The 13,176-nt window shown below is 45.8% G+C and carries 7 protein-coding genes; all 7 read right to left on the reverse strand.

Annotated features, from left to right (window positions below):
* Position 1: 1 nt before the first annotated feature.
* The 7 genes from IM792_RS20320 to IM792_RS20350 are packed head-to-tail and all read right to left on the reverse strand — an operon-like array spanning position 2 to position 13,148.
* Positions 2–832, reverse strand: a complete 831-nt coding sequence (locus IM792_RS20320; protein ID WP_194103755.1) for a hypothetical protein — start codon at positions 830–832, stop codon at positions 2–4.
* Positions 833–847: 15 nt separating this feature from the next.
* Complete coding sequence (locus tag IM792_RS20325; RefSeq protein ID WP_194103756.1) at positions 848–3,100, reverse strand: GH92 family glycosyl hydrolase; 2,253 nt, start codon at positions 3,098–3,100, stop codon at positions 848–850.
* A 49-nt stretch (positions 3,101–3,149) separates the two neighbouring features.
* A complete protein-coding gene (locus IM792_RS20330) occupies positions 3,150–5,819 on the reverse strand; it encodes a glycoside hydrolase family 2 TIM barrel-domain containing protein (RefSeq protein ID WP_228085294.1) in 2,670 nt (889 codons plus the stop codon).
* Positions 5,820–5,842: 23 nt separating this feature from the next.
* Entirely contained in the window at positions 5,843–7,291 is a 1,449-nt protein-coding gene (locus IM792_RS20335; RefSeq protein WP_194103757.1) for an alpha-L-fucosidase, read from the reverse strand.
* Positions 7,281–8,504 (reverse strand): ROK family protein, encoded by a 1,224-nt coding sequence (locus IM792_RS20340; protein WP_194103758.1) that lies wholly within the window; start codon positions 8,502–8,504, stop codon positions 7,281–7,283. The genes IM792_RS20335 and IM792_RS20340 overlap by 11 nt, the downstream gene beginning before the upstream one ends.
* A 25-nt stretch (positions 8,505–8,529) precedes the next feature.
* Positions 8,530–9,876: a vanadium-dependent haloperoxidase gene (locus IM792_RS20345; RefSeq protein WP_194103759.1), complete on the reverse strand. Its 1,347-nt coding sequence runs from the start codon at positions 9,874–9,876 to the stop codon at positions 8,530–8,532.
* Positions 9,876–13,148, reverse strand: a complete 3,273-nt coding sequence (locus IM792_RS20350) for a VCBS repeat-containing protein (RefSeq protein WP_228085295.1) — start codon at positions 13,146–13,148, stop codon at positions 9,876–9,878. Before IM792_RS20350 ends, IM792_RS20345 begins: the two co-directional genes overlap by 1 nt.
* Positions 13,149–13,176: the final 28 nt, after the last annotated feature.

Below are 13,176 nucleotides of genomic sequence, written 5' to 3' on the forward strand. Positions count from 1 at the left end.
ATCAGGATGTGATCACACTTTTTTGTGCGCCGTGTACAGTTTTGGTATGCGGCGCGCAAATAAACCATAAGGCCAATAAAACGCCGTAACTTCCTCCCCTTTCTATCCACTCAAAAGCGGCGTATTGCGGGTATAAAAGCTCGGTAGCTACCTTCCATATAAAGAATACCAGCAGCAGCGTACGGTTCGGTCGAACCAAAATAAATACCGCCGCGGCTATTTCAACAATGCCGTTCACCAAAGCCACATTTTCAGCCTGACGAAAGCCCAGTGCATTGTACTGTGCTATCAATCCCTTTTTATGCAGCAGATTTAACCAGCCATGCCCCGTAAGCAGCAAAAATGCAGCTATACGCAAAGCCGATTGCACCAACTGCAAACGGGCAGCAGTAACAGATACCGGCTGCTTCATCTTACTAAATAATGATTTAACAGACGGCTCAAATCCGCACAATAAAAGTAGGGCTAATGGAGCGCCGTAGTTACCGGCACGTTCAATCATCTCGGCAAAGGGCTCGCCGGATAGCGGACGTAGGGAAGCTGTCATTACACCCCATAACACCAGCCAAAGGGCTATGGCACGGGTTGGGTATATCAATATACTGATACCCATTAAAATATCAATGGTGCCCACAACAGGCATTAGTTTATAGGCCAAAGCCTCGCCAATGCCAAAAACGGCAAAATAATTACACCAAATGGGCTTGGTTATAATGCCAAATGCGCCATGGCCAATAAAACACATGGCCACAGCGCATTGCAGTATAATATATACCGGCTTTACAGCATCAGTATTTAAAGCAGGTTTAAATATGTTTGCCCTTAGCGGCATATCTACATCAAATAGTTACTTTACAGAATAAGGGCGATCAGCAGCCTTTACACCCCATTTAAGGTTGGGTTTGTTACCCATCACAAAAACCAGTTCGCCGCCCTTGGTTAATTCGGTATGGCTAATATAAGTTTTTGTGTATGGTTTTCCGTTTAAAGTTACACTTTGAATGTATTTATTTTCGTCGCTATTGTTACGCGCGGTAATCTTGAATTGCTTGCCCTCCGGCAGGTTGATCACAGCCTCGTTAAACAACGGACTACCAAATACATAGTTACCGTTTGCCGGATTTACCGGGTAAAAGCCCATTGATGATAATACATACCATGCCGACATCTGGCCAACATCCTCGTTACCGATGATGCCGTCGGGTTTGGTGGTATAAAAATCCTTCATGATGTAACGTACCTTTTCGGCAGTTTTCCAGGGCTGGCCGGCGTAAGTATACAGGTAAGTAATGTGGTGGCTTGGCTCGTTACCATGCGCGTACTGGCCTATTAAACCCGAAATATCATTTGATGCCTCAGGGCCCATATCGCCTTTGGCTACAAAGAAAGTATCCAGCTTAGCGGTGAATTTTTTATCGCCACCTAATAATTTTATCAGGCCCTCAACATCCTGCGGAACCAGCCATTGGTATTGCCATGCGTTACCCTCGGTGTAATCGCCACGCTCGTGTATCGAACGGAACGGATCGAAAGGCTCCTTAAACTTGCCATCAGCCAGCTTAGCACGGAAGAAACCGGTTTTGCTATCGAAATAGTTTTTGTAGTAATTACCGCGTTTCGTAAAGTATTCGTAATCGGCAGTGTTGCCCATTTTCTTAGCCATTTGCGCGGCGCTCCAATCGGCCAAAGCATATTCTAAGCCCATTGATACCGATTCGGCAGTGCTATCAGCAGGTACATAACCTAATGATTTTACGAACTTGATGCCGCGCTCATCGCCCATTGCGGTAGCTTTTACAGCCTCCCAGGCCAGCTTTTCGTCAAAGCCTTTGTAGCCTTTAAGGTAAGCATCAACCACAACAGGTATAGCGCTGTAACCCACCATACAGTTGGTTTCGTTAGCCATCAGGTGCCATACAGGCAGTTTGCCCTGTTGCTTGTAGATGGCCAGCATGGTGTTTACCATATCGCTCACACGCTCAGGGTGCAGCAGGGTGTACATTGGGTCGGCAGCACGATAGGTATCCCATAACGAGAAAGTGGTCAGGTTATTGAAACCCTCGTTTTTGTGCACCTTTTTATCAGTTCCCCAATAATCGCCGTTAACATCATTAAATGTCGATGGCGCTATCATGGTATGATACATGGCCGTGTAGAATATCTTTTTCTTATCCTCGTCGGGCGTGGTAACAGCTACTTTGTTCAGCGCCTTATCCCATGCGGCTTGTGCTTTGGTTACAGTGCCTGCAAAATCCCAGCCCGGTAATTCGGTTTTCATGTTAAGCGCGGCATTCTCAACACTTACAGGCGAGATACCCACTTTAACATAAACCTTTTCACCATCCTTAGTAGCAAAGGTAACTACACCTTTAGCCTTAACAGCCTCGATAGAAGTACCGGTTTTAACGGCAGTGCTATCATAAACAGTTAAAGTTTTAACCGGCTTTGACAGTATCATAGTGAAATAGATACGCTGATCAACCGCCCAGCCTTGCGAGTAACGGTAGCCGGTAATGGTGGTATCATTCACCAGGGTAAGCGATGTTTTCATCGGCCTGTCCCAGCCTATGCCCTGTTGCAGATCAATCACGATGTGCGACTGATCGTTTTTAGGGAAGGTGTACTCATGGAAACCTACGCGTGGCGTGGTGGTTAGCTTAACGCCAATATTATAACGATTTAGCTTAACAGCATAATAACCGGCCTGAGCGGTTTCTGAAGAACGGTTGAATGTTGATATAAAACCTGATTCCTGATCCTTGATACTGCCTTTAGCAACTTTGATCGGACCGGTGGTTGGCATCAGGGCAATATCGCCCAGATCGCCGATACCTGTACCGCTAAGACGGGTGTGGCTAAAGCCAACAATGGTGGTATCGCTAATGTGATAACCTGAACACCAATCCCAACCCTCTGATACGTTTACCGGGCCTAATTGTACCGCGCCAAAGGGCACGTTAGCACCCAAAAACACGTGACCATGAAAACCCGTACCAATGTATGGATCAACATATTTTGAAAGGCCCGTTGGTTTGCCCTGCCCGAATGCCCCTCCGCACAATGCCGCCAGTGCAAACAGCGAGAAAATACTTTTTTTCATTTGTTTTTATTTATAGGCTATTAAATAGCCCGCCAATTTAGCTCTAATTTTAATTAACAGCGATGCTTGTTTCCTTTAAGTTCCAACCGCTAACTGTAACTGCCGGTGTGGCGGTATGCAGTTTCGGGTCGTAATCAATAGTAACCGTTTTGCTGGTGCCCGGCAATACCGATACATAGTTATCATTATAAAAAACCGGTAACATACGCTCTTTAGTATTGCTGTTTACTAATGATACACGGTTAAAGAATGCCAGCGGCGCGTTAGCCGGGTTGGTTAATGTTACCTCAACCTTACCGTTAGCTACTTTTTTAGCTGTAACGCTTACTTTTGAGGCGGTCATGGTTTTTAAACCGGAGTACTCACCCTTAGCATCAGCCACCCAGTAAATATTTTCGCTGATGATTTTTTGTGTATGATCTTGCAGTTGCAATACCAGGAACGCGCCTTTGTCCTTAGCTACCGCGTCAAGTTCTTTCTTAACTGATAGGTACCTTTTGGTAGTGGTTGGCGTAACATCGGCAAATACCTGTGTTATCGGTGTTTCCTTGCCATCAAGGTCAAGTATCTTGGCCACTATCATCAGGTTGGTATGGGTTTTAAAGGTGTTGTTAGCTACCATCACCATACCGTCACCCGGATTGTACATAATGTGCAGGGGCTGGCTACCGTTGGTCAGGCCGTATAAACAAGCGTTAGGGTCAAGGTAGTAATCGTACATCTGGCCGCGCATGGCTGTCCATGGGTTTTGTGTTTTCCAGATAATAACACCCGTATACCAATCCCACATGTGCGAGCTAAAGCCTTCCATCAGAGCACGATACTGATCGTAGTTTACCAGCTGTGCTTTCTCAGCGAAATCCTCGGCATCCTTTGGTTTGCCATATTTATCTATCGACCAATCGTAACCAATGTATTTATGGTAATCCCAAACTGAATCAACCTTTGATTTACCGGTTGATGCATCAAACTCAGGGAACACCATGTTCTCTTTAGGGATGAATCTTTTTAATGATGTATAATCGCTCACACCTACCGAACCAACCTCTGAATTGAAAGGGAACGTTTTAAAATCCCAAAAAACTGATAGCTGCTGAATGCCGTAAGGGCCATCGCCATTACCACCCAATACGTTGCGCGACATTAACTCAGAGTTTGAGTATGACACGAACCAACGGGTTGGATCAAGCTTAGGGAAAACAGTATCCTGCAAAGCAGCCAGAATATCCTGCGGAGGTGTGATCTCGTTACCGCCACACCATAAGGCCAGCGACGGATAGTTACGTACCATCTTCACCTGGTCAGACACTGAACGCATGTACAGATCATGGTCATCAGGGTATTTACGGCGGGTCCATTGATCTTCGGCTTTCATCGGGTCAACCCAACGGCCATTACAATCGCCCGATCCCCACAGATCCTGAAATACCAGTAAGCCATATTTATCGCAAGCCTTGTAAAACTCAGGGCGCTCAACAATAGCGCCACCCCAAATACGTATCAGGTTCAGGTTCATGTCGCGGTGATAACGGATTTCGGCATCGTAACGCATGTCCGAAAAACGAAGCATCGCGTCGGATATGATCCAGTTACCGCCCTTGATGAATATTTTTTGGCCGTTCACGTTAACCTGGCGGCTCTCGGTCTTTTCGTTCCAGTTGGTGGTGATCTGTCTTACGCCAACTTCAACATCTTCTTTTGATGATACCTTATTATCGGCAGTTAAAAACTCAACACGCAGGTTGTACAGGTTTTGCTCGCCGTAACCATTAGGCCACCACAATTTCGGGTTTTTAAGCACGTAATCATCCAGCTGAACATCCAGAGATGATGATGGCTTTAGAGTGATCTTTTTTGAAACCGTACCGCCTGCAATGGTATAACGCAGCGTACCGGTTACCGCCTGCGCGGTTGGGTTTTGTACCGTGGTAGCCACCTTTATAGTAACCGGAGCCTGCGGGCCTTCAGGCTGACGCACACCCGGAACCAACGTAATTACATGCGGATTGACAACCGCTACAGCACCGGTTTTTTCGATGATCACCTTATCCCAAATACCGGTGTTACGGTCGCGGGTTGGTTGAATCCAATCCCAACCGGCGGTGTATTGCAGGCCTACGCCTTTGGCAATGGTACCATCGCCACCCTGGCCGCCGTTAGGATTGCCCACTACATCGGGCGGGTGTACGATCACAGCCAAACGGTTGCTGCCATTTTTGGCCAGCCATTTAGTAATATTATAACGCTGACGCAGGAACATACCCTGATGCAGCTTAGCATTCAGTTTATGGCCGTTCAAATAAATATCGGCACTGTAATTAACGCCACGCAGGTTTAAATAAACCTGGTTGCTGCCTTGCGGGGCGGCTTCCTTAAAATCCTTTACAAACCAGTAGGTATAATAGTCGCGGCCAACCTTATAAATATCAGGTATGCGCTGGTTGTTCATCCCGTAAAACGGATCAGGAATTTGCTTGTTGTTAAGCTGGGTGGTTAAAACGGTACCCGGTACGGTAGCCTTTTCCCAGCCCGATGTTGCAAATGATGCCTGCGACATTTTGATGCCCTCAGCCTGTACGGTTGATGCTTTTTTGCATAACCAGCCTTCATTTAACTCATACGCGGTTTGCGCCTTTGCGGCAGGCAGGCTCAGGGCCATGAGTAAACCCGAGCCTAAACCGATCTGTGCTCTTAAAATACTTTTTCTGTTGATCTTCAAAACAATAAACTATTTTATTAAACTTATTTATAGATGATTTTAAAACCTGCGGCCTCTTTTAAGCCCGCCTTTTGATAAAGCGCTTTGTAATTGCTCACCACTATACCATCCGCAACGACCTTCCATTGCACTTTTTGCTTGCCGCCCATAAGCAATACCTGTTTAGGTTTGCCCATGCCTTCAACATTTATAGTAACATTATCGCCTTGCTCACCCTCCGGTAATACGTAAGCGTAGGCAACTTTTTTATCTTTCGACTTGGTGTAGAACACGTTACCATTTGAATATGGCGCTACCGCGCGCGAGTTATATATACCCTCGCCATTGATCTTCATCCATTCGCCAATCGATTTCAAACGATCGTAAGCAACAGGGTCCCAATCACCATCAGGGCCCGGACCTATGTTCATCAACAGGTTACCGCCGCGCGATACAATTTTAACCAAAAGGTCGATAACATCATGTGCCGATTTGTATTTATCGCCCGGTACATAACTCCATGAATTACCCATGGTGATACAGCTCTCCCACGGATAGCTTAACGGTTTTTCGGGTACTTCCTGCTCTGGTGTAGTGTAGTTCTCGTACTGCCCCGCAACGGTACGGTCAACTACCATCAGGCCTGGTTGATGTTGCCTTGCCATAGCTGCAATTTTCGGCATATCAATATCCTGGTTAAACTTGATGCCGCGCTGCCAGTCAACAGCGGTATCAATGGTAGCTTTAGGGCGCACCCAACCACCATCGAGCCATAAAATATCAACCTTGCCGTAACCGGTCATTAACTCCTCTATCTGGTTATAAGTAAATTTTTTAAAGGCTTCCCAACGTTCAGGATACTTTACGGGATCATAATTCACGTTACGATCCTTTGGCGGAAAGTATGGCCACCAGTAATCTTTTGAATGCCAGTCGGGTTTTGAGAAGTAAGCGCCTATCATAAAGTTTTCCTTACGGAAAGCGTTGAATATCTCCTTGGTAACGTTAGCCCTTGGGTTTGATGAGAAAGGCGTTTTTTTATCGGTGATCTTGTAGTCTGATTGTTTGGTATCAAACATGTTGAAACCATCGTGGTGCTTGGTGGTGAATACCACGTATTTCATACCGGCCTCGTTAGCGGCCTTAACCCATTTTTCGGGATTGAACTTTACCGGGTTAAAGGTAGTTTGTAAGCCTTCGTAGGCTTTAAGGTAGTTATTGTAGGTATCTGAGTGAGGGCCTTTACGCTGTGTCCAGCCTTCATCTTCGGGGCAAATGCTCCAGCTTTCAACCACACCCCACTCGCTGTAGGTACCCCAGTGCATAAACAGGCCAAATTTCAGATCCTGCCACTGGGCAAGCTTGGCCACAACCAAGGGGTCATCGGGCTTTTCGTACTTTTTAGACAGGTTGTGTGCCTGCCCCAAAACGCCTGTGCTGTACAACAGTGATGCAGCAGCAAAGGCCTTACATATAATAGATCTACTTATCATAAACTGTAACCGCTTTATTTTGTAACGCGTGTATTTTACTTACCAGTGGCTGCCCCAGGTGTTCAACTACCAACACCGAGCCGCCTAATAACTGGGCCTTCATATTCAAATTTGATATAACCAGCTCTGTTTCATTAGCCAGCTGTGGTATACAATGCTCATAAATAGCCTGCTGTATGGGCGATAACCATAGCTTACCAATAACACTCCCCTTACCACTTAAAACAATAATGGATGGGTTCATGATGTGTATCAGCATGGCCAAACCACGGCCAATGTTATACGCCGCCTCTGATATTAATTTTACGGCCAGCATATCGCCCCGTATGGCTTCGCTGATAATGGCGTCAACATCAACAACATCATAGTTTTTGAGGCTGCTTTTTTGTCCGCTCTGCATTTCGGCAACGGCATTCTCGGTAATGGCGATGAGTGATGAATCCGTTTCCAAACATCCCCGCTTGCCGCACTTGCATATTTTACCATTGTTAACCAACGATATATGACTAAACTCGCCCGCCAAACCACTATGCCCGCGAAACACCTTGTTATCTACTATCATACCCAGGCCTATACCCCAGCCCAGGTTAAGTATCATGGCATCATTCTGATCAACCGCTGCACCAAACTTTTGCTCGCCCAGGGCTATGGCTGTCGAATCATTCTCGATGAATACCGGTATACCCAAATCCTGCTGAAGCTTATCGGCCAATGTAGTATCAGCATCAACATGCAGATAGCTCAGGTTAACACCGCGCTCGGTAGCTATAAAGCCCGGCATGGTTACCCCTACGCTCATAAACTTTTCGCGCGCTATACCGGTGTCCTTAATAAACTGATCGATACGGGTAACCAGTTCATCGGCCTGCATATCGTATATCACTATTTTTTCCTTAACCGTTTCCTTTACAAAGCGGTTGTTGAGGTTGAGCACCGCATATTCAATATCATACTGGCTCATGGCCACTGATATGATAAAGAATGTATCGGCCACGAGCGAATACTTTAGTGGCTTGCGGCCACCGTTCGAATCGGCATAACCTTTTTTCTCAATAACTCCGGCCTTTATAAGCCCGTTTATAACCTTAACGGTATAAGGTATGCTTTTATTGATGTAATTACTTATTTCGGTACCCGATAATGAATTGTTATAACACAAACATTGTATAATGTTGGCGTTATCATTCAGTACAGACAGATCAGGTTGTAACATATTCCTCGCTTGCTAAAAATTTCCCTTATTTAATGCAGGGCTTTAATCCTGCTTCCTTCATCCTGGCTATTACAAAGCCAGCTACATTTTTTCCTTGTGTACTGCCTGTTTCTATGCTTTCTATATAGTGTATTCCTCCGTAAAATCGTGACATGCCGGCCTCTAACGCCGCCTGCCTGAATGATGTAAATGAGCGCTTGCCGCTGCCAAATGGTATCTCGGTATCGTCGTCGTATTTAAAGTTATCGCCCAGCATGTATGTAAGCACTTCTGCCGATGCCGCCGAAATAACCGAGTGCCCGCTGGTATACTCCGGGAATGGTGGCGTTTGCAACACGGGCTGCCACTTTACATCCATATACCGGTTAATAAATGTTTCGGGGCGGATGCGGTTGGTGGCGAATTTTTCTTCCCAGCAGGCGATGAATGAATCCATCAAGGTCATCCCCTCAACATTCAATAAAGCTATCGTTTCATCAAATGATAGCTTAGCCTGTTTTGATACCAGCGCCGTTATGTGCATCCAGTGCCCGCCCGGACTAATTTTTTTATACCCGATTGACATATGGCCCGATGTGGTGATAGCAAACGGGTTACAATCCCAAAATAAAGCCTGGTTTATTTGCTCGTCGGTTAGTTTTTTGGAGGCCACATAAACCTCTTTTACCTGCTTATAAAATACCGATGAGGTATCTTTACTGAATGGCGTAAGCGGTGCTGGTTTGCATTGCGTGGCCGTATCAAGCACCATAGTGCGTATGGTACGCCAGTTGGGTTCAACAGCCTCAAAATATCCCGGAGGGGTTGGGTACCAGTAGCCTTCACCTTGTAATGGGGTATAGCGTTTTAACGCGCTGAGTTTGCCGTAGCGGTCGCCTTTTGAAAAATTGACCGCATCTACCGCTGCCTGCTGCCCTACTCTGATGGAATTATCAATAACCTCCTGCTTAACGCCTGTTTTTTTTACCAGGGTGGTGAAAGCCTCCTCGTCATCCTTAATTAAAAATCCCGAAGGCAGCATCAGCCTGGCTGTTTCCAAAATGCTGTAATAGCTGGCTATACGGTAATCATACGCTGCCTTAACGGTATCGATATTGTGCGTAGGCGAATATGTTTTTATCAGCTTACTAAGTTGCGGGAGGTTTTTGTTATGCGCGGTAACGATATTGTAAGCCCCAAGCATGCAATATGAATAGTACCGCGCAGCCACGGGCGGACTAACCACATCGTGCACCATTACCATACTCACGTTATGGATGGCATGCCCCGGCCACATATAATCAGGGAAACCTTTGGCGCGTTGCTGGGCCTGGCTTGTTGTGGCAACAAACAATACAATAACAAACGCTAAGCTTTGTAAAATTCCCTTCATTAGTACTTATAAAATTGCAATGGCCCTTCAGCCGTACCTACAACCAAATATTTATCCTTACCGGCTTTCACTTCTATGGCCGATTTTACATCACCTGTTACTGATAAACCCGACTCCGGCTGTGGCACATAGGTGAACTTGCCCTTGCCATCGCCTTTTAACAGCGTGCCGTAACCGGCATCCATGCTGCCAAATTTCAGGCGATTATCAGAATGATTGCCCAGTAACAGTATGTCGGTATGTTTATCGTTATCAAAATCGCCGGTAATAATTTTTGTGGTTACCGTAAACTGAGCCTGTGTTGGCAAAGTAGTTACCTCAAACTTGCCGGCGTTATTTATAAAGCAGGTAGTTTCGGTTGTATTGATACTAAGTATACCAGCCTTAGCTAATTCATCAGCGTTGAATATCTCTTTAATGGTAGCATCCGAATAAGCACTGTACGATGCAAAACGGCGGCGCATCGGGTATATCTGCTCGTTCAATTCATCACGACTAACAAACGGATAGCTTTTGCCCTGCACATAAAAATTCAGGAACGGATCTATCGAGCCATTGCCATCAAAATCGGCATAGTATAATTCGGCCGGTTGCTTATCAGTAGCGTGCAGCGCCGAATTTAGGCCCATATTGCCGGCTATAATATCGGGTTTGCCATCCGCGTTAACGTCTGCTACGCTTAAAGACATCCATATGCCTTTTTGAGGGGTGGCGAAGTAATCGGCTGTTTTATCAACAAAACCATCTTTGGTATTCAGGTATACCATTATCGGCATAAACTCACCGCAAACAACCAGGTCGGCACGTTTATCATTATTCAGGTCGACCCATTGCGCATCAGTCACCATGCCCGGTTTAACTGTTGATGCAATGGTGAATTTGCCCTGACCATCATTCAGCAGCCAAAAGCTCTCCGGCGCTGTAGGGTATTTGCCCGGTATTACTCTACCGCCAACAAACAGGTCAAGGTCGCCATCATTATCATAATCAAACGGACGAACGCACGATTTACTGTTTGCCCCCGTTTGTGATGGCAAAGCGGTTGGTGCCCAGGTAAAGTTGCCCTTACCATCGTTTATATAAAGTTCATCCTCAAGGTTACCGGTGTTGGCTTCGTAAGTAGCATAGCCGCCTTTGCCCAAATACAGATCAGGGAATTTATCGCCATTGGCATCAAAAAACGCGGCTGCTGCTACCGTACCTATGTTTTGATCGTTCCCGCGCTTAAGTTCGGTTTCCTTAAAGGTTCCTCCTTGTTGTTGCAGGTAAACTTTACCTACGGTAGTGTTATCGGCACTGCTGATGTAAATATCCTGCAAGCCATCGCCATTAACATCGGCTGTTATCATTACCGGCGATGTTTTGGAGTACATGAACATCATCAGTAACTGGCGTTTAAAATCATTAATGGCCAATGCCTGCTGATTAAAATCGATAAGCGGCTTTTGTTTTGTGAAGATCGTTTTGGCGACAGCAACCTGCTCCTTAAATGGCACCGTAGCATCCTGCTCAACCTGCAAACGCTGGTTAACCGTTGGGTTGCTGATTACCTGCACCATTTGATCGGGCCAGATAATTTTTAGCGAATCAATCTTTTTAGCATCACCCAAACCAAAATTAAGTATGGTTGATGTACTGCTTAAATATCCCCGGTTCGGGTTTACTTCCTGGTATTGTGTACCGGTTTGTGAATACAGGTAAACCTTTGCCCCTACCGCGTTCGAATTTGGCTTTTTGCCATTTAACTTAATGGCGATGTAATTGTTATTGGCCGGGCTGCGGGTGTTCTCGTAAATTGACGCAGGCTGATTGATATTGTTTACGATCAGATCCAGATCACCATCATTATCCAGATCAGCATATACGGCACCGCTTGATATGGTCGATTCCGTTAAGCCCCATTCGGTTTGCTTGTTGCTGAATGTAAGGTTATGATTATTGCTGAATACGTAATTGGGCAATTTGGTTGACGGCATAGCCTTGATCAGATCCATCAGCAGGAATGGCTCCTTGCTCATGGCTTTCTTGATCTTGTAATCGCCCCAGTAACGTAAAAAATCCTTGTTGGTGTAATCGCGCAGGTAACCGTTGCTTATAAAGATGTCCTTGTAACCATCATTATCAAAATCGGCTATCAGGGGGCACCAGCTCCAGTCGGTAGCGGCTACGCCGGCCATGTTGGCTATTTCGCTGAACGTGCCATCGCCATTGTTTAGCTGTAGCATGTTGCGCATATATTGTTTGTAGAGATCCTGCTTAAGCATCAGCTCAAACGACTCATAATTTTCTTCAAGTTGTAATGATTTTTGCCTGTGGTTATCCTCGGGCAACATATCAAGAGTCAGGATGTCGGGCAGGCCATCGTTATTATAGTCGGCAATATCAACCCCCATCGAGAAATGCGACAAATGCCTCAGCATTTTCTTTGACGCATCGGTAAATGTTTTGTTGTGGTTGTTCAGGTAAACGTAGTCGGGCTCGTTGTAATCGTTGGTAACGTATACATCCTGCCAGCCGTCCTTGTTTATATCGGCAATGGCTATACCCAAACCAAAGGTGAGCGGATTTTGAAAGATGCCCGCCTTATTAGTAACATCAGTAAACTTATTGTTATTATTCTCAAACAGTTTATTGCCCGCCAGCATATCCGTTTCGTTTTTGTAACGGGCCAGCTCCATATTATCAATTTTTTTGATGTTATGGTTCAGCAAAAACATGTCGAGGTCGCCATCGTTGTCGTAATCAAAAAACGCGGCTTGTGTGCTGTAACCCGGGTCGTCAAGGCCGTAAACGGCTGCTTCTTCCTTAAACTTGTTATTCCCCTGGTTGATGAATAGTTGATTGCGGCGCTGGTCGTTTTCAACCTTGCCCGAGTAGCAAACGTAAATATCTAAAAGACCATCACCATTAACATCGGCCATGGTAACGCCTGTTTTCCATGAGCCTGAACGACCGGCTAATTCCTTGCTGGCCTCTTTGGTAATATCCTTAAATTTTAGTCCGCCTAAATTTAGGTACAGTTTGTTGGGCTGCATGTTGGCGGTAAACATCAGGTCTATCAACCCATCATTGTTGATATCGCCCGCGGCTACGCCTGCACCGTTGTAAAAGTATTCGTACGAGAGTACGTTGAGAGATTCCGTTTCGTTTATCGCGTTGGCAAAGGTGATGCCTGTTTGTTTCGCATCAAGCTGCCTGAACAGCGGTTGCTGCGCAAGCGAAACATTTTGTACTGCAAATGCCGCCGTAACACACAAAGCGAACGATCTCAAGCCGACATTGATAAACTGCATCGGGAAA

This window comes from Mucilaginibacter sp. JRF, assembly GCF_015223065.1.
GTDB lineage: Bacteria > Bacteroidota > Bacteroidia > Sphingobacteriales > Sphingobacteriaceae > Mucilaginibacter.